The following is a 17,698-nucleotide window of genomic DNA, read 5'->3' on the forward strand; positions in this document are numbered from 1 at the left end:
CACCGGCCGCCCGCTCCCGTGGGTCTCAGGTCGCGGCGATGGCGTGACAGGCGGCGAACCCCTCGGCCCGCGCCACGATCCGCCCGTCGGCGACCCGGATGGCCACCTCCGTCTCGTCACTGACCGCCGGGACGCCCGCGGCCCGGGCGATCTCCCCGGTCTCGTCGCACACCACGCGCACGTCCGGCCAGGTCGGTTCCGGGAAGGCCTGGCGGAGCGGTCCCGTGAGCTGGGCGAGCGTGAGGCGCGCCAGCGGTCCCAGCTCCTGTGGTGAGCCGGTGACCAGGACGACGGTCGTCTTGCCCAGGCGGGCCGCCTGCTCGGCGCCGGCCAGCCGGTTGAGCCCCAGCACCGCCACCACCCCGTCCGTCACGTCGTGCGGGGTGCCGCGCACCAGGTCGGTGGCCGGCGGCGGTGCCCAGGCGTCGTCGGTGCGCCGGACCGGCGGCCGGGAGGTCGGCGGGGCCCAGAAGTCGTTGATCGGCAGGTCGGCGAGCCGTTCGACAGCGGTCACCACGTCGTAGGGCTCCAGGAAGTCGGGTGCCGTGGCGGCGAGCTGGGTGGCGCCGAGCAGCGTGGTCAGGAGTGCGCGGGCGTGGCGGACCAGCCGGGTCGGCGGCGCGGCGGGGTCGGGGTTGGGCGGGCGCAGGCGTTCGAGGGCGAGGGCCAGCAGCAGCGCGTCGAGTTCGAGCAGTTGCGTGTAGGGCCGCCGAAGCTCGTCGGCGAGCAACTCGGCCCCCAGGTCCCGCCCCAACCAGTCCTCGGCGACCAGCGGCCGAACCCAAGCCAGCGCCAACGCCCCCAGGATCCGCCGATAAGCCCCCTCCACCCGCACTTCCCCCACCCGAGCGGCCTCTTCGACGCCCACCCTCGGACCACTAGCGCGGAAAACGCTTTCCGGCTGCTCGCTCACCTCCTTCAGCGCAAAAGCCCCACCCTCAGGCCCGACCCCGGCGAAACCCCCGCCGACACCCGCAGGCGGATAAACCCGCTCGGCCATCTCGGCGAGCACGGCGAAGTACAACGCCCGCTTCCCGGGGAAGTTCGAATACACCGCCCCACGAGTCAGCCCGACCCGCTGAGCGATCACATCGACCTTGGCATCGCGAAACCCCCGCTCGGCGAACTCCTCCCGAGCAGCCGCCAACACCTTCCCGCGATTGCGCTCCTGCGTCTCCGCCCGACTGACCCGCGTCATCAACCCAACCTCCACCCACCCACCGCACACCACCACCGACCCGGCCGAAGCCGCCGCCCAGCCGACCGCCGCGAGCCGACCGCCACGAGCCGACCGCCACGGAGCCCGCACCCGCCGGCGCGCGCCGCCACCTTTCTACGCCGCCGCCACCGGGCCGCCGACACCACGCTCCAACCACCCGCGCGCCGGGCCGCCGATCAGCGTGTCGGGGTCCTCTCGGCGCTCCCGGTGCTCGGCGCACGCCATCGCCCGGCCGACCGCGCGCCACCTAAACCCACCCACCTGACCTGCGGCTATTCGGCCGCGCCTTGTCTCCTTGCCAAGATCCACGATAACGTCCGCACTCAGATGATGAGAACATCTGATGTGAACATATGACCGCAACATCTGGAGTGACCACATGACCGTGCCCGAGATCGACCCCACCGACCCGAGCGTCCTGTTCGATCCGTTCTCCACCTACGACACCGCGCGGGAAGCCGGTCCGATCGCGCGGATGCAGGTTCCGGGCATGGGCGCGCTCTGGATCGCGACCCGGTACCAAGACGCGCGGGAAGTGCTGGGCGGGGGCCACTTCGAGCTCTCGGGTAGCAGCTTCATGCGGCCACCCGGGATCCCGGAGCACTGCCTCCGCTACCTGCGCACCATGGCCGAGACGGAAGGCCCCGAGCACCTGCGCCTCCGGACGCTCGCCGCCCCGGCCTTCACGGCCAGTCGTGCACGGGCGTTCCGACCGCACATCGAACGGATCGTCGACGACCTCCTCGACGCCCTCCCCGACCGACTCCCCGACGAGGCGACCGACCTCATCGAGCACTTCGCGCGACCACTCCCCATCGACGTCATCTGCGAACTGGTCGGCATCCCGGCCGAAGACCGTCCACAGTGGAGGGACTACGGCACGGCGGTGGTCAGCGGGTTCGGGCCCGCGTTCCTGGAGGCCATCCCGCGGATCATCGAAGGTGCCCAAAAGGCCGTCGCGGATCGGAAGGCGGTCGCGGACCGGAAGGCAGTCGCGGACGAGAAGGCCGAGCCGGGCGACGACCTGATCTCCACGCTGCTCCGCGTCCAGACCGACGACGGCGACCGCCTGTCCGACGACGAACTGGTCACCCTCGTCTGGCACCTCGTCCTCGCGGGCCAGACGCCGACCAACCTGATCGCCAACGCGGTCGAGGTCCTGCTCACCCACCCGGACCAGCTCGCCGCCCTGCGCGCCGACCCGTCCCTCATGCCCCGCGCGGTGGAGGAGCTGACCCGGTGGGCCGGGCCGCAACTGCTCACCACGCCGAGGTTCGCCAAGCAGGACGTGACCTTCGGCGACGTCACCGTCCGCAAGGGCGAACCGGTCAGCGCCGCGATCGTGTCGGCCAACCGCGACCCGAGGGCGTTCGACCGCCCCGACACCCTCGACCTGACCCGGTCCGGCCCCGGCCACCTCGGCTACGCCCACGGGCCGCACTTCTGCCTGGGCGCGGCCTTCGCCCGAGCCGAGACGGAGATCGCCCTGACGGCGCTGATCACCCGCTACCCGAACCTCAAGCTCGCGGGCACGCCGGAACGCACCCCCGACCCCGGCACCTGGCGACTGACCACCCTGCCCGTCACCCTGCACTGACCCTGAAAGGACGAAGGGTGGCGGGAACGGTCGCCGCGGACCGTCGAACTGATCGTTTCCGTCCTTGAACAGCCGGCGGTCCAGGGGTCACCGTTGTGGGCATGTCGTCCGTGGTGAAGAACGCAACGTTGCTGTTCCTGGGGCGCTCGGTCGTTCGGTTTCAGGCGCTGCTCGGGGACCCCGCCGCCCGGTTGTTCGGGATGAGCCCGTCCCGCGACCCCTACCCCGCCTACGAGGCCGTCCGGGCGCGCGGGACGCTGGTCAAGAGCCGGATGGGGCTCTACCTCACCGCCTCGCACGAGCTGTGCCTCGACCTGCTGAAGCGCCCGGACTTCGGCACGCTGCCCGCCGGCGCCCTGTCCCCCGTCGACTCGAACGCCCACGTCGACGGCCGGCGGCTGGTCAACCCGGTCGAGGAGTCCTTCCTGGTCCGCAACCCGCCCGACCACACGCGCCTGCGCCGCCTGGTCGCGCCCTGGTTCACGCCCAAGGGCCTGCGCGCCCAGGCGGCGACGGTCGAGCGGGTCGTGGAGGAGTACCTGGACGACGCCGCCCGCCGCTCCACCTTCGACCTCGTCGGGGACTTCGCCGCCCGCGTCCCGATCCAGGTGATCGCGGACCTGCTCGGCGTCCCCGGCGCGGACCACCAGGCGTTCGCCCGCTGGGGCAGCGCCCTGGTCAACGCGCTCGACGGCGTCCGCGACATGGGCGAGATGCGCGCCCTGCACCGGGGCCTGCGGGAGTTCGAGGCGTTCCTGGACGACCTGGTCGAGCACCGCCGGCGGGAGCCGGGCGACGACATCGTCAGCGCCCTGGTCGCGCACGACGACCTGACCCGCGAGGACCTGATCGCCACCACGGAACTGCTGCTGGTCGCCGGGTTCGAGACCACGGTCAACCTGATCGGCAACGCGGTGCTGGCCGTCCTGGCGCACCCGCGGGTCCGCGAACGCCTCATCGAGGACCCGGCCCACGCCGACGCGGTCATCGAGGAGACGCTGCGGCTCGACCCGCCGGTCCAGTACACGGTGCGCGTCCCGTTCAAGTCCACGCGGGTCGCGGGCACGTGGATCCCCAAGGGCACGCCGATCATGCTCATGCTGGCCGCCGCGAACCGCGACCCGGCCGTGTTCACCGATCCGCACCGGTTCGAACCGGGCCGCCCGGACGGGCGGGAGCACCTGGCGTTCTCCTCCGGCATCCACTACTGCCTGGGCGCGGGCCTGGCGCGGATGGAGGGCGCGGCGGCGTTGCGCGGGCTGTTCCGCCGGTTCCCGGACCTGCGCGCGGCGGGCCGGGTGCGACGGCGGCCGTCGCGGGTGATCCGGGGCGCGGCGCGCTTCCCCGTGCACACCGGCACCGCGCGGCGCCACACGATGGTGGAAACCATCAGCTGATCCACAGGAATGTGGGGCATGCTGAATGCGCGTGGGCGACCCGCCGCACCGCCGCCGCGGCGGGTCGCCCACGCTTTTCCGCACTATTGCGGAAATAGGTGACCCATTGGCCCCCGTGAATCCGCGTCAGTCCACGCCGTGCATCAGCTTGCGGATGTTCTTCGTGCCGGCCGCGAGCAGCAGGCCCAGCACGATGGACACGCCGCCCAGCACGCCGAAGTACGCCACCGCGTTCTCGTCGCTGTAGAACCGCACCACGATCGCGCCCACGCCCTGGCCCGCCGCCGACGCGAGGAACCACAGCCCCATCGTCTGCGACGCGAACGCCCGCGGCGCGAGCTTGGTGGTCACCGACAGGCCCACCGGCGAGAGCAGCAGCTCACCGGAGGTCATCACCGCGTACATCGCGATGATCCACAGGAACGACGCCCGCACCGCCGGGTCGCCCTGGCTGGCCACCATCATCAGCACGTACGACAGGCCCACCAGCAGCAACGCGTACGCGAACTTGCGCGGCGTGGACGGCTGGCGCTTGCCCAGCTTCACCCACAGCAGCGCGAACAGCGGCGCGAACAGGATGATCATCACCGGGTTGATGGACTGGATGAACGACGGCGGCACGTCGAAGCCCAGGAAGTGCCGGTCCAGCCGGGTGTCGGCGAACGCCGCGATGACCGTCGCGCTCTGCTCGAACAGCAGCCAGAACATGGCCGCCGCGATGAACAGCGGGATGTAGGCGGTCAGCCGGGACCGCTCCACCGGCGTCGTCTTCGGGCTGCGCATCATCACGACGAAGTAGCCGATGGGCAGCAGCACCGACGCGAGGCTGATCAGGTTGATCACGCCCTCCGCGCCCACCAGCCCGGTCACCACCAGCAGCGCCACCACGGCCACCGCGCCCAGCGAGACGCCGACGATCCGGCCGATCAGCGCGCCGCGCTCGGCGGCGGGCAGCGGGTTGGGCGGCACCAGGGCCGCGTCACCGAGGTTGCGCCGGCCGAAGCGGTAGGCGACCAGGCCCAGCGCCATGCCGACGGCCGCCGCGCCGAAGCCGAAGTGCCAGTCGACCTCTTCGCCCAGCCACCCGCAGACCAGCGGAGCGAGGAAGCCGCCGAGGTTGATGCCCATGTAGAAGATCGTGAAACCGGAGTCGCGGCGCGGGTCGTCCGGCGCGTACAGGCCGCCCACGACCGTGGAGATGTTCGGCTTGAGCAGGCCCGTGCCCAGCACGATCAGGATCAGGCCGGTGTAGACGCCGGCGACGCCGATGGGCAGCGCCAGCGCGATGTGGCCGAACATGATCAGCACGCCGCCGTAGAACACCGACCGCTGCCCGCCCAGGACGCGGTCGGCGAGCCAGCCGCCCGCGACGCCGGACATGTAGACCGACGCGCCGTAGATGGCGACCAGCGACAGCGCGAAGCTCTTGTCCAGGCCCAGCGCGCCCTCGTCGACGCTGCGGTACAGGTAGTAGGCGAGGATCGCCTTCATGCCGTAGTAGGAGAAGCGCTCCCACAGTTCGGCGAAGAACAGCGTCGAGAGTCCTCGGGGATGTCCGAAGAAGCCGCGCTGCGGAGTGGAAACCGCGCTCGTGGCGCCCACTGGTTCCTCCTGCTGGTGTCAACGATGTCACCCCGGCGTTCCGGGTCACGTTACGCCGTACGGACGTACTGGATAAAACCGGGAAGCCGCCAAGTGGCCCAACGCACACGTTCGGGGTGCGATCCCGGGCAACCTTTGGTGCACTCGGGGGGTGGATCTGATCGAGGCTCACGGACGCGCGATGACGGAGTTCGACTCGCGGGTGCGCCGGGTGCGCCCCGACCACTGGGACCTGGGTACCCCGTGCAAGGAGTGGTCGGTCCACGACCTGGTGAACCACCTCGTGCACGAACAGCTGTGGGCGCCGGAGCTGCTGGCCGGCTGCACGGTCCAGCAGGTCGGCGACCGCTTCGACGGCGACCAGCTCGGCGACGACCCCCTGCACGCGTGGGTGGTGGCCGCCGCGGCGGCGCGGGAGGCGTGGATCGAACCGGAGGCCCTGGCCAAGACGGTCAACGTCAGCTGGGGCACGATCCCGGCGAGCGAGTACTGCTGGCAGATGACGCTCGACCTGGGCGTGCACGCCTGGGACCTGGCGCGGGCGATCGGCGTGGACGACCGGCTGGACCCGGACCTGGCGCGCACCCTCCTGGAGTACGCGCGGGCCAACGCCGGCTCCTACGCCGACAGCGGGCTGTTCGACGCGCCCGTGCCGGTCCCCGACGACGCGGACGACCAGACCAGACTGGTCGCGTTGCTGGGCCGGACGCCCTGAGTGCTCGCCGTGCAGAACCGACCCCGTCTTTGTCGTGGGGGAAACCCGTCGGAGGCTTCCCCCACGACCTGTTCCTCGACCCCGAGCGGGGCGTCCCGGTGGCCGAGCCCTGGACCCGAACCCGGTGCGCGTCCCGCTCCACGAATCTCCCCGCATTCGCGGAGCGGGACGTGCCTCCCCCTGTGGTTGTGCTCAAGTCCCCGACTACTCGGGCACACCACAGTGATAGCCGCCGGCGGTTGTCCGGTGTCGGGGCCCGGACACCTGACAACGATCGCCGGACAACGACGGAGAAGACCGTTCGCGGGTGAACGGAGTGGAAAGCGCAGGTGAAGAGGGGTCAGGGGCCGCTGACGCCCGGCGTCCAGCTCTCCGGCACGCCGCTCTCGGTCAGCACCAGTTGCCAGTCGGCGAACCCCTGGGGCGCGCCCGGCTGCCACGGGAAGACGCCCTCGACGGTCGGGATCAGGATCTGCACGGCGGCGAAGTCGCCCTTGCCGTAGAGCAGGAACGCGCTGCCGAAGAACTCCGGGTAGAAGCCCTTGAAGACGCGTTCGAACGTGATCGGCACGTTGTCGAAGAAGTCGAAGTACAGCTTGCCGGGCACGAACCGCTCGCCGCGGGCGGCGCGGTCGACGTAGCTGCGGATCAGCACCTCGGCAATGTCGGTGGGCAGGCCCAGCACGACCGCCTCCGCCACGCCGAACCGCCGCCACGCCCCGACGGAGAACGAGTAGCCCGCGCCCTCGCGGTCGGCGGCGACGTTGACCACCGCGTGCCCGTGGCGCTCGGTCTGGTCGAACAGCCAGTCGCGGAGCTTGAGGTCTTGCGGGTCAGGGCTCGACACGGCGGCCATTCTGCCCAACCGCGTGTGACCCCGGCGTACGGTCGGCCGGGGTCACACGGGGGTGGGTGATCAGGCGTCGACCTCGGCCATGACGTCGTCGGAGACGTCGAAGTTGGCGAAGACGTTCTGCACGTCGTCGCAGTCCTCCAGCGCGTCGATCAGCTTGAAGATCTTGCGCGCGCCCTCGGCCTCCAACTGGACGGTGACCGACGGCAGGAAGTTCGCCTCGGCGCTCTCGTAGTCGTAGCCCGCGTCCTGCAGGGCGGTGCGGACGGCCACCATGTCGCCGGCCTCGCTGACCACCTCGTAGCTCTCGCCGAGGTCGTTGACCTCCTCGGCGCCCGCGTCGAGGACCGCCATGAGGACGTCGTCCTCGGACAGGCCGTTCTTCGGCACGATCACGACGCCCTTGCGGGTGAACATGTAGGCCACCGAGCCCGGGTCGGCCATGTTGCCGCCGTTGCGGGTCATGGCGGTGCGCACCTCGGACGCCGCGCGGTTGCGGTTGTCGGTGAGGCACTCGACCAGGACGGCGACGCCGTTGGGGCCGTAGCCCTCGTACATGATCGTCTGCCAGTCCGCGCCACCGGCTTCCTCGCCCGCGCCGCGCTTGCGGGCGCGCTCGATGTTGTCCAGCGGCACGGAGTTCTTGCGCGCCTTCTGGATGGCGTCGTACAGCGTCGGGTTGCCGTCCGGGTCACCCCCGCCGGTGCGCGCGGCGACCTCGATGTTCTTGATGAGCTTGGCGAACAGCTTGCCGCGCTTGGCGTCGAGGGCGGCCTTCTTGTGCTTAGTGGTGGCCCACTTGGAGTGGCCGCTCATCAAACTCCTCCGTCGATTAACTCAGCCCGCGGAGCGGACCATGTCCACGAACAGGCGGTGCACGCGTCCGTCACCGGTCAGTTCCGGGTGGAACGAGGTGGCGAGCACGTGCCCCTGCCGAACCGCGACGATCCTACCGGCGGCCTCTCCGGCTTCGGCGGAATCGGGGACCCTGGCGAGCACTTCGACGCCTTCACCCACGTTTTCCACCCAAGGGGCGCGGATGAACACGGCGTGCACGGCCCCCACATCGGTGAAGTCCAGTTCCGCTTCGAACGAATCCACCTGCCGCCCGAACGCGTTGCGCCGGACCACGATGTCGAGGCCACCGAGCTGGTGCTGGTCGGCGCGGCCGTCGAGGACCTGGTCGGCGAGCAGGATCATGCCGGCGCACGAACCGTAGGCGGGCATCCCGTCCTTGATCCGCCGGCGGAGCGGTTCGAGCAGGTCGAAGGTGTCGAGGAGGCGGCTGATGGTCGTCGACTCGCCACCGGGCAACACGACCCCGTCGACCTCGGCGAGCTCCTCGGGGCGGCGGATGGGGCGGGCGAGCACGTCGGCCTCGGCGAGGGCGACGAGGTGCTCACGGACGTCGCCCTGTAGGGCGAGGACACCGACGACGGACACGGGTGGTCTTCCTCCTTGTGCAGTGCCACCAGCCTAGCTGGAGCGGTTGGGGCCTTCCCCACCAGCCGGTTTGGGCGCGGTGGCGGGCTGGGTCGCTGGGCGCGTGGGTCGGGGCGCGGGCGGGCGCGTCAGGGCGCGGGCGGGCGCGGTCGGGGCGCGTCGGGTTCGGGCGGGCGCGTCGGGTTCGGGCGGGCGCGTCGGGTTCGGGCGGGTCGCTTCGGGCGCTCGCCTCGGGCGGGTTCTTGGGCTCACTTCGGGCGGGTTCTTCGGGCGACCGGCACCGGTGTCCTTGGCGACGCAGTCGCTGCGACGCAGTCGCTCGCGGCGAAGCCGCGTGGCGGCGGCCGCGCCGCCCTTGCTCGTGCGCACTGTTGGCTGCCGAGCCCTGCCTGGCTGAGCCGCGCACCCAAGCCGTTTGAGCAGCTCAGGGCGTTGCGGAGGGTTCGCGGACGGCGTTGGCGGCGGCCTCCGGCCCCCGAGTCCATGATCGCACGGACCACCGACAAATCGGGCTGGAGCGGTGCGGCAAGCCCGGCGGTAGAGGCAGCAGGTGGGCAGCGATGGGGCGAGGGTGGGAAGAAGCAGGCGGCCGGTGGGGCGGGTGCTCGTGGCACTCGTTCCCACCGGCCGCCCGATGCTCCCGCGGCAGATGAGGTGCTAGTCGCCTGCCGCGACCCGTTCGCCTGCCTGGTGGGCCGACGAACGACGGGACTTGACTGCTCGCCAGCCGACCACCAGGACGACCGCGAGCACGGGGATGGACCAGAACGCGATGCGCTCCGCGGTTCCCGCGAACGCCATCAGCACGATGACCAGCGCAAGGAACCCGAGCGTGGCGTAACCGGTGTAAGGCGCACCGGGCATCCGATAAGACGGGCGCTCGACCTCACCGCGCAACGCCGCCTTCCGCAACCGCAACTGGCACAAGATCAACGTAGCCCATGTCGCCACCACGCCCAAAGACGCCACCGCGATCGCGATGTCGAACGCCTCCTTGGGCACGATGTAGTTCAGGACCACACCCGCCAGGTACGCCACCGACGTGAACAGGATCCCGCCGTAGGGCACGTGCCGGGCGCTCATCCGGCCGGTGAACGCCGGCGCCTCGCCCTTCTGCGCCAGCGACCGCAGGATGCGCCCGGTCGAGTACAGGCCCGAGTTGCACGACGACAGCGCCGCCGTCAGCACCACGGCGTTCATCACGTCACCCACCCCGGCGATGCCCAGCGCCGAGAACACCGTGACGAACGGGCTCTCCGCCCCGCTGTAGAGGTTCCACGGCAGCAGCATCGCCAGCAGCAGCACCGACCCGACGTAGAACACCCCGATCCGGTACACGACACCGTTGATCGCCTTCGGCATGACGGCCCGCGGGTTCGCGGTCTCGCCGGCCGCGATGCCGACCAGTTCGATGGCCGAGTACGCGAAGATCACGGCCTGCAGCGTCATCAGGGCGATGCCGATGCCCGCCGGGAACATGCCGCCGTTGTCGAACAGGTTGTGCACGCCCGCGGTGTGGCCGCCGACGTCCGCGCCGCCGATCACCAGCGCCGCGCCGGTGAACAGGAACACCACGATCGCGGTCACCTTGATGACGCTGAACCAGAACTCCAGCTCGCCGAACAGCTTCACCGACAGCAGGTTGATCGCCACCAGGGCGCCGAGCGCGATCAGCGCGGTCACCCACTGCGGCAGGTCGGGCAGCCAGCGGTGGACGTAGATCGCCACCGCCGTGATCTCGGCGATGCCGGTCATCGCCCAGTTCACCCAGTACATCCAGCCCGAGGTGAATCCCGCCCACGGGCCGATGAACTCGCGGGCGTATTCCACGAAACTGCCGGCGGTCGGCCGGTGCAGCACCAATTCGCCGAGCGCGCGCATCACGAAGAACGCCGCGATACCGCACGCCGCGTAGGAGAAGACCAGCGAGGGCCCGGCCTGGGCGAGTCTCCCGCCCGCGCCCAGGAACAGGCCCACGCCGATGGCGCCACCGATGGCGATCATCCGAACTTGACGCTTCGACAGCGCTTTGGTGTAGCCGTCGGCGTCCGGCTCCGTTGCCATCTGCTCATTCATGGTGGCCGGACGTTAGCGGTTCTACACGGCCGCGTAAGAATCGCTTGAGGAAGGCTTGATGTAATCACCCTCACAATCACCGGAAAGCGCTTGGTCCAGATCGTCCCAAATGTCTTCGACGTCCTCCAGGCCGACGCTCACGCGCAGCAGGTTCTCCGGGACGCCGGACGCGATCCGGTCCTCGGCGTCCACCAACCGGTGGGTCAGCGCGGCCGGGTGCTCGACGAGCGTGTCCACCGAGCCGAGCGACACCGCCGGGGTGACCAGGGTCAGCCGGCGCACGACGGCCGCCGGGTCCTCCCGCGTGGTGAACGCGAGCACCGCGCCGGTCCCCCGCATCTGGGTGCCGATCAACGGCGAGCCGGTGAGGCTCGGGTGGCGGACCAGCCCGACGCCGGGGTGCCCGGACAGCCGCCGCGCCAGCTCCACCGCCGACGCCTGCGCGGCCTCGACCCGCAGCGGCAGGGTGGCCAGGCCCCGGTGCAGCAGGTAGCCGCCCAGCGGGTGCAGCACCGCGCCGGTGATGATCCGGACCTGCCGCAACGCCCGCGCCACGTCCTCCTCGCACGCCACGACGCCGCCGAGCACGTCCCCGTGCCCGCCGAGGTACTTGGTCGCCGAGTGCAGCACGTAGGTCGCGCCCAGCAGGGCCGGGTTCTGCAGCACGGGCGTGGCGAAGGTGTTGTCCACCATGACCGGCACGCCCCCGGCCTGCGCCACGACCGACGCGATGTCCACCAGGTCCAGGTTGGGGTTGGCCGGGGTCTCCAGCACCACCAGGCCGGTCTCGGGCGTGATCGCCTCGGCGACCCGGTCGGCCGTGGCGTACGTGGTGCGCACGCCGAGCAGGCCCGAGGACAGCAGGTGGTCCGTGCCGCCGTAGATCGGGCGCACGGCGACGACGTGGGACAGCCCCCTCATCACGCACGCCGCCTGCACCACGGCCGTCACGGCCGCCATGCCACTGCCGAACGCCACCGACGTCTCGGTGCGCTCCAGCGACGCCAGCGCCTCCTCGAACCGGGCCACGGTCGGGTTGTGCAGCCGCGAGTACACCGGGGACGCGGCGTGCGCGGCACCCTCGGCGAGGTCCTGGAGGGCGTGGCCGCCCGCGACCTGGTCGGGCACCGGGTAGGTGGTGGACAGGTCGATCGGCGGGGCGTGCACGCCCAGGTCCGCGAGGTCACCGCGTCCACCGTGCACCGCCGTCGTTCGCAAGCGTGTCATGGCCGAATCGTCGCCTTATCCTCGGCGCGACGGCCCTGATTCCGCAGGCCGTTCGGCGGACAAGGGAGTTCACCGCAATGGATTCGATAGACGCGGCCATCGTGCGCGAGCTGCAGAACGACGCGCGGCTGCCCAACAAGGACCTGGCCGACCGGGTCAACGTGGCGGCGTCGACGTGCGTGGTCCGCCACCGGGCGCTGCGCGAGCGCGGCGTGATCACCGGCTACCACGCGGAGGTGGACCTGGCCGCCATCGGCCGCCCGGTGCAGGCGGTGATCGCGGTCCGCGTGCGCCCGCACACCAGGGCCATCGTCGAGCCGTTCATGGAGTACGTGCTGTCGCTGCCGGAGGTCCTGGCCCTGTCCCACGTGGCGGGCCCCGAGGACTTCCTCGTGCACGTCGCCGTCGCCGACACCGCCCACCTGCAACGCCTGGTCCTGGACCGCTTCACCACCCGCCGCGAGGTCAGCGAACTGCACACGAACCTGCTGTTCCAGCACGTCCGCAAGCACACCGTGCCGCCGGTCGAGGGGCGCGGCACCTGGTCGTGACGAACGGCGACACGCCGCGCGGTGTGTTAGGTATGGGCATGGCTGACGCACTGCGGGACCTGCTGGACGGGCGTTGGGCGACGTTGCGGCGCACCTCGCTGGAACTGCTGGGCAAGCTGGAGCCGGCCGGCGAGCTGCCCCGCGATCAGTACCGGGCGTGGGTGCTGGACCAGATGCGCGCGCTGGCCGACGGCGGGCACCCGCTGATCGGGTTCCCGGCCGAGCACGGCGGCCAGGACGACGTCGGCGGGTCGGTCGTGGCGTTCGAGGTGCTCGGGTACGGCGACCTGTCGTTGATGGTCAAGGCCGGGGTGCAGTGGGGGTTGTTCGGCGGCGCGGTGCAGGCGTTGGGGACCGAGCGGCACCACGCCGAGCACCTGCCCGCGATCATGAACCTGGACCTGCCCGGCTGCTTCGCCATGACGGAGACCGGGCACGGGTCGGACGTGCAGCACCTGCGCACCACCGCGACGCACGACCCGGAGACCGACGAGTTCGTCGTGCACACCCCGGACCCGTCGGCGCGCAAGGACTACATCGGCAACGCCGCGCGGGACGGGCGGATGGCGGTGGTGTTCGCGCAACTGGTCAGCGGCGGCGCGGAACACGGCGTGCACGCGCTGCTGGTGCCGATCCGCGACGCCGAGGGCGACCCGCTGCCGGGCGTGCGGATCGAGGACTGCGGGCCGAAGGCCGGGCTCAACGGCGTCGACAACGGGCGGTTGACCTTCGACCGGGTGCGGGTGCCGCGGGCCAACCTCCTGGACCGGTACGGGAAGGTGCACCCGGACGGCACGTACGAGAGCCCGATCGAAGGCGAGGGCCGGCGGTTCTTCACCATGCTGGGGACGTTGGTGCGCGGGCGGATCAGCGTCGCCGGCGGCGCGGGCAGCGCGACGAAGAAGGCGTTGACCATCGCCGTCCGGTACGCCGAGCGGCGGCGGCAGTTCACCCGGCCCGACACCGGCGAGGAGGTCGTGGTCCTGGACTACCTGGCCCACCAGCGCCGCCTGCTGCCCGCGCTGGCCACCTCCTACGCGCTGCACTTCGCGCAGGAGGAGCTGGTGTCCGCGCTGCACGACGTGTCCGACGACCGGGCGCAGCGCGAGCTGGAGTCCCGGGCCGCCGGGCTGAAGGCGGTGGCGACCTGGCACGCGACCGCCACCATCCAGGCGTGCCGGGAGGCGTGCGGCGGGGCCGGGTACCTGTCGGAGAACCTGCTGGCCGGGCTCAAGGCGGACACGGACGTCTTCACGACGTTCGAGGGCGACAACACCGTGCTGCTGCAACTGGTCGCGAAGGGCCTGCTGACCAGTTACCGCGACCACGTCGGCGACCTGGACCCGTGGGGCATGGCGCGGTTCGTCGCCGACCAGGCCGTGGGCGTGGTCATCGAGCGGACCGCCGCGCGGGCCATCATCGACCGGCTGGTCAGCGGCAGCTCCGACGCGTTGCTGGACCGGGGTTGGCAGGTCCGGCAGTTCGAGGACCGCGAGCGGCACGTGCTGGAGGGCTTGGCGCGGCGGTTGCGGCGGGCCACGGCGGACAACGCGTTCGAGGTGTTCAACGCGGCGCAGGACCACGTGCTGCACGCGGCGCGGGCGCACGTGGACCGGGTGGTGCTGGAGGCGTTCGTGGCGGCGGTGGACCGGTGCGCGGACCCGTCGACGCGCGAGCTGGTGGACCGGGTGTGCGACCTGTACGCGTTGTCGGTGATCGAGGCGGACCGGGCGTGGTTCCTGGAGCACGGGCGGCTGACCCCGGCGCGCGCCAAGGCCGTGACCCAGGCGGTGAACGACCTGTGCCGGCTGGTGCGGCCCGACGCGCGGCGGTTGGTGGACGCGTTCGGCGTGCCGGAGTCGTGGTCGGGGGCTCCGATCATCGCGTGAGGAGGCCACAATGGCCCGTATGGACGAGCTGACCGAAGGTCTGGCCGGGTACGTGCGCGCGGTCGCCCAGCAGGTCGGCGTTCCCCCGGAGGGCACGGAGTACGAGGTCAGCGACACCGTCACCGCGTACCTGGCGCTCACCGAGGGCACCGAGCGCGACCTGATGCTGGTGTGGAGCGACGTCCACGGCTGGTCGATCGCGGTGGAGACGGCGCCCTTCGAGACGCCCGTCGTGCTGGCCCACCTGGGCCATCCCGTGGTCCCGCCGCCCCGCGAGGTGGCGCGGTTCGTGGCCGACGTGCTGGCCGGCGGGTCCGGCGGGACGGAGCCGACGGCCAAGGGCAACCGGCAGGCGCTGGCCGTGCGGCTGCGACCGTACGCCGACTGAGGCACGGGCTCGGGCCGGGTCCCGGCTCGGCGGAGTGCCGGACTCGGCGGAGTGCCGGACTCGGCGGAGTGCCGGGCTCGGCGGGGTGCGGGTTGCGGCGTTCGGGTTCGACCCGTTCGGCCGTTCCGCGTGGCCGCGGCGGCTGCGACGATCGCTGTGGGTGGAGGGTCGTCCACCCGCAGTGATCGGGGGATCACGTGGACGAGGGGGCTGCGCGCGGCGCGTCGCGGTGGGCGTCGGTGGCGGTGTTCGCGGGGGCGGCGGTCGTGGTGGCCGGTGCGGTCTACGCGGTGGCGTCCAGCCCTTCCTCCCCACCGGTGGTCGCCGCGCCCACCGACGCGGCGGCGTTCGCCAGTGCCGCGCCCGTGCCCGACCTGGACCGGCTGGTGGTGGTCGAGGGGGACGCGGTCCGGGCGACCGGTCGGGTGGAGGCGCGTCCGGGGCGTCCACCGCGGTTCTGCGCGCCCGCGCCGGTCTCGGGTGCCGGCGCGTCCCGGGAGTGCGTGTTCGGCGTGGAGGTCACCGGGCTCGAACCGGTGCCGGACGGGACGCTCGTCGCGTTGACCGGGGTGTGGCGGTCGGGCGCGTTGGCGGTGACCGCTCGCGACACGCCGGCCGTGCGGCCGGAGGTGGAGGCGGTCCCGCTGCCTTGTGCCCCGCCCGCGTCCGGGTGGCGTTCGCCGGGGACCGCCGACCGGGCCGCGTTGCAGCGGTACGTGGCCGAGGAGCACCCGGAGCGGTTCCGGATGCCGTCGGTGGCGTACGCGGCGTCCGCGGAGGTGGTCGTGGTGGAGGTGGTGAAGGGTGACGTCGCCGCCGCCGGGAACGCGCTGCGCAGCCGGTACGCGGGCAACCTGTGCGTGGTGGACGCGGTGGGGCGGATGAGCCTGGCCGACCAGAAGTCGTTGCGGGAACGGGTGGACCGGGTCGTGCTGCCGCTCATGGCCGACCCGGCCAACGGCGTGTACGCGGTGGGCGGCGCGGATGTCGTGCGGGTCGAGCTGGTGGCGGTGACGCCGGCCCTGCGGGAGCGGTTGGCGCAGGTGGACGACGCGGTCGAGCTGCGGCCGTGGCTGGTGCCCGTTCAGTCGACGCCGAGGTAGCGCAGGCCGGCGGTGGTGGCCGCCGCGAGGACCACGACCACGACGAAGGGCGCTTTCCGCCAGGCGGCGAGCCCGCCGACCAGCACGCCGGCCGGCAGCGCCCAGCCCGCGAAGCCCTGGCCCCTGGTGAGCGAGGACGTCGCGACCAGGGCGACCAGCAGCACGGTCGCGCTGATCGACATCAGCTCCTTGACCCGGTCGGGCAGCCGGAGGCGGTCGCGGAGCAGGGGGCCGGCCAGGCGGAAGGCGTAGGTGCCGACGGCCAGGACCAGCACGGCGGTGAGGGTCACGCGCGGGCCTCCTGTCGGGTGGTCACGGCGACGGCCAGGCCGGCCAGCGCGAGCAGGACCGGCAGTCCGGCGGGCAGGAACGGGGTCGTGGCCAGGGCGACGGCCGAGCCGAGCAGGGCCGCATCGCGGGTGCGGCGGTCCTTGAGGGCGGGCAGGGTCAGGGCCAGCAGGGCCGCCGGGAACGCGGCGTCGAGGCCGAACGCGCCCGGGTCGCCGATGGCCTGGCCGACCAGGGCGCCGGCCACGACGGCCAGGTTCCAGGCGGCGAACAGCGCCACGCCGCACGACCAGTAGGCGGCCCGCGCCTTCGCCGGGTCGCGCTGGGCGAGGGCGAACGCGACCGTTTCGTCGATGAGCAGGTGGCTGCCGATGAGCCGGGCGAACAGCCCGCGCCCCAGCACGTGCCCGACCGCGAGCCCGAAGGGCAGGTGCCGGGCGTTGAGCACGAGCCCGGCCAACACCGCCGCGGCCGGGCTGCCGCCGCCGGCCACGATCCCCACGGCCATGAACTGCGCGCCGCCCGCGAACACGAGCAGGGACATCACCACGGGCAGCCACCAGGGCAGACCGGCCGCGACCGAGATCGCGCCGAAGGAGGCGCCGTTGACCGCGGCGCCGGCGGCCACCGCGGCGACGTCACGCAGCAGCTCGGGGTCTAGAGTTCGCCATATCGAACGCATCGTCTTCCACGATGAACGGTTGTCGGGCCGTTCGTCAAGGCGAACGATTGGACTGTCATGCCGAACACAGGTGCGCCGCTGGAGGTCATCGCGGCTTCCCTGCGCCGCGAACGCGACCGCGTGGGGCTGTCGTTGAGCGAGCTGGCCAAGCGGGCGGGGATCGCGAAGTCCACGCTGTCGCAGTTGGAGGCGGGCACGGGCAACCCGAGCGTGGAGACGCTGTGGGCGCTGGGCGTGGCCCTGGGCGTGCCCTTCAGCCGCCTGGTGGACCCGCCGACGACGCGCGTCCAGGTCATCCGCGCCGGCCAGGGCCCTGCGATCTACTCGGAGCGCGCGCACTACACGGCGACGTTGCTGGCGTCCTGCCCACCGGGGGCGCGGCGGGACATCTACGTGCTGGACCTGGAACCCGGCAACCCCCGCGAGTCGGAGCCGCACATGCCGGGGACGGTGGAGCACGCGATCGTCAGCCGGGGTCGGGTGCTGACGGGGCCGAACAGCGACCTGGTCGAACTGGGACCGGGCGACTACGCGATGTACCCGGGCGACGTGCCGCACAAGGCCCAGGCGCTGGAGCCGAACACCTCGGTCGTGCTGATCATGGAGCACATCTAGGCATGGGCCCCACGGCCTGCACACTCCGGGAAACGCGACCGCGACCCCGGCGG

At 72.0% G+C, this 17,698-nt stretch carries 18 protein-coding genes; 8 read left to right on the forward strand and 10 right to left on the reverse strand.

Going from position 1 to position 17,698, the window contains the following annotated elements:
• Positions 1–25 precede the first annotated feature (25 nt).
• Both AB0A74_RS02010 and AB0A74_RS02015 read right to left on the reverse strand, forming a co-directional pair.
• Positions 26–1,198, reverse strand: a complete 1,173-nt coding sequence (locus tag AB0A74_RS02010) for a helix-turn-helix domain-containing protein (RefSeq protein WP_358247030.1) — start codon at positions 1,196–1,198, stop codon at positions 26–28.
• A gap of 135 nt (positions 1,199–1,333) precedes the next feature.
• Entirely contained in the window at positions 1,334–1,480 is a 147-nt protein-coding gene (locus tag AB0A74_RS02015; RefSeq protein ID WP_358247031.1) for a hypothetical protein, read from the reverse strand.
• 118 nt (positions 1,481–1,598) lie between these two features.
• Between AB0A74_RS02015 and AB0A74_RS02020 the strand changes: the two genes are divergently transcribed.
• Together AB0A74_RS02020 and AB0A74_RS02025 are read left to right on the forward strand one after the other, a co-directional pair.
• On the forward strand, positions 1,599–2,816 hold the full coding sequence (locus tag AB0A74_RS02020; RefSeq protein ID WP_358247032.1) for a cytochrome P450: 1,218 nt from the start codon (positions 1,599–1,601) through the stop codon (positions 2,814–2,816).
• A 101-nt stretch (positions 2,817–2,917) separates the two neighbouring features.
• On the forward strand, positions 2,918–4,213 hold the full coding sequence (locus AB0A74_RS02025; RefSeq protein WP_358247033.1) for a cytochrome P450: 1,296 nt from the start codon (positions 2,918–2,920) through the stop codon (positions 4,211–4,213).
• A 126-nt stretch (positions 4,214–4,339) separates the two neighbouring features.
• Here the strand turns inward: AB0A74_RS02025 and AB0A74_RS02030 are convergent, their stop codons facing one another.
• Positions 4,340–5,815 carry a peptide MFS transporter gene (locus tag AB0A74_RS02030; protein WP_358247034.1) on the reverse strand — a complete coding sequence of 492 codons (1,476 nt, stop codon included), beginning with the start codon at positions 5,813–5,815 and terminating at the stop codon, positions 4,340–4,342.
• 181 nt (positions 5,816–5,996) lie between these two features.
• Between AB0A74_RS02030 and AB0A74_RS02035 the strand changes: the two genes are divergently transcribed.
• On the forward strand, positions 5,997–6,530 hold the full coding sequence (locus AB0A74_RS02035; protein ID WP_358247035.1) for a TIGR03086 family metal-binding protein: 534 nt from the start codon (positions 5,997–5,999) through the stop codon (positions 6,528–6,530).
• A gap of 340 nt (positions 6,531–6,870) precedes the next feature.
• Here the strand turns inward: AB0A74_RS02035 and AB0A74_RS02040 are convergent, their stop codons facing one another.
• The 5 genes from AB0A74_RS02040 to AB0A74_RS02060 all read right to left on the reverse strand — a co-directional run bounded on the left by AB0A74_RS02040 (position 6,871) and on the right by AB0A74_RS02060 (position 12,129).
• Positions 6,871–7,386 (reverse strand): DUF4262 domain-containing protein, encoded by a 516-nt coding sequence (locus tag AB0A74_RS02040; RefSeq protein ID WP_358247036.1) that lies wholly within the window; start codon positions 7,384–7,386, stop codon positions 6,871–6,873.
• Between the two features lie 60 nt (positions 7,387–7,446).
• Positions 7,447–8,199, reverse strand: a complete 753-nt coding sequence (locus AB0A74_RS02045; protein ID WP_343931902.1) for a YebC/PmpR family DNA-binding transcriptional regulator — start codon at positions 8,197–8,199, stop codon at positions 7,447–7,449.
• Between the two features lie 21 nt (positions 8,200–8,220).
• Positions 8,221–8,826 carry a pyridoxal 5'-phosphate synthase glutaminase subunit PdxT gene (pdxT, locus tag AB0A74_RS02050; RefSeq protein WP_358247037.1) on the reverse strand — a complete coding sequence of 202 codons (606 nt, stop codon included), beginning with the start codon at positions 8,824–8,826 and terminating at the stop codon, positions 8,221–8,223.
• Between the two features lie 657 nt (positions 8,827–9,483).
• On the reverse strand, positions 9,484–10,902 hold the full coding sequence (locus AB0A74_RS02055; protein ID WP_358247038.1) for an amino acid permease: 1,419 nt from the start codon (positions 10,900–10,902) through the stop codon (positions 9,484–9,486).
• A 21-nt stretch (positions 10,903–10,923) separates the two neighbouring features.
• Positions 10,924–12,129 (reverse strand): aminotransferase class I/II-fold pyridoxal phosphate-dependent enzyme, encoded by a 1,206-nt coding sequence (locus AB0A74_RS02060; protein WP_358247039.1) that lies wholly within the window; start codon positions 12,127–12,129, stop codon positions 10,924–10,926.
• A gap of 77 nt (positions 12,130–12,206) precedes the next feature.
• Between AB0A74_RS02060 and AB0A74_RS02065 the strand changes: the two genes are divergently transcribed.
• The 4 genes from AB0A74_RS02065 (at position 12,207) to AB0A74_RS02080 (ending at position 16,060) form a co-directional block, all read left to right on the forward strand.
• The gene (locus AB0A74_RS02065) at positions 12,207–12,680 is read left to right on the forward strand and encodes an Lrp/AsnC family transcriptional regulator (protein WP_358247040.1); all 474 of its coding nucleotides are present in this window, start codon (positions 12,207–12,209) and stop codon (positions 12,678–12,680) included.
• 38 nt (positions 12,681–12,718) lie between these two features.
• The gene (locus AB0A74_RS02070) at positions 12,719–14,569 is read left to right on the forward strand and encodes an acyl-CoA dehydrogenase (RefSeq protein ID WP_358247041.1); all 1,851 of its coding nucleotides are present in this window, start codon (positions 12,719–12,721) and stop codon (positions 14,567–14,569) included.
• A gap of 19 nt (positions 14,570–14,588) precedes the next feature.
• Positions 14,589–14,957 carry a DUF6292 family protein gene (locus AB0A74_RS02075; RefSeq protein WP_358247042.1) on the forward strand — a complete coding sequence of 123 codons (369 nt, stop codon included), beginning with the start codon at positions 14,589–14,591 and terminating at the stop codon, positions 14,955–14,957.
• Positions 14,958–15,154: 197 nt separating this feature from the next.
• Positions 15,155–16,060, forward strand: a complete 906-nt coding sequence (locus AB0A74_RS02080; RefSeq protein ID WP_358247043.1) for a hypothetical protein — start codon at positions 15,155–15,157, stop codon at positions 16,058–16,060.
• On the opposite strand, the gene AB0A74_RS02085 is transcribed toward AB0A74_RS02080, so the two are convergent.
• Both AB0A74_RS02085 and AB0A74_RS02090 read right to left on the reverse strand, forming a co-directional pair.
• Positions 16,042–16,350: an AzlD domain-containing protein gene (locus AB0A74_RS02085; protein WP_358247044.1), complete on the reverse strand. Its 309-nt coding sequence runs from the start codon at positions 16,348–16,350 to the stop codon at positions 16,042–16,044. The two genes, AB0A74_RS02080 and AB0A74_RS02085, sit on opposite strands and share 19 nt — an antisense overlap.
• Positions 16,347–17,030, reverse strand: a complete 684-nt coding sequence (locus AB0A74_RS02090; RefSeq protein WP_358247045.1) for an AzlC family ABC transporter permease — start codon at positions 17,028–17,030, stop codon at positions 16,347–16,349. The genes AB0A74_RS02085 and AB0A74_RS02090 overlap by 4 nt, the downstream gene beginning before the upstream one ends.
• Positions 17,031–17,087: 57 nt before the next feature.
• Here AB0A74_RS02090 and AB0A74_RS02095 point away from each other — a divergent pair, with 57 nt between their 5' ends.
• Positions 17,088–17,645, forward strand: coding sequence for an XRE family transcriptional regulator (locus tag AB0A74_RS02095; protein ID WP_358247046.1), 558 nt, complete (start codon positions 17,088–17,090; stop codon positions 17,643–17,645).
• The last annotated feature ends 53 nt before the right edge of the window (positions 17,646–17,698 follow it).

The organism is Saccharothrix sp. NPDC042600 (assembly GCF_040647305.1).
Taxonomy (GTDB): domain Bacteria; phylum Actinomycetota; class Actinomycetes; order Mycobacteriales; family Pseudonocardiaceae; genus Actinosynnema; species Actinosynnema mutabilis.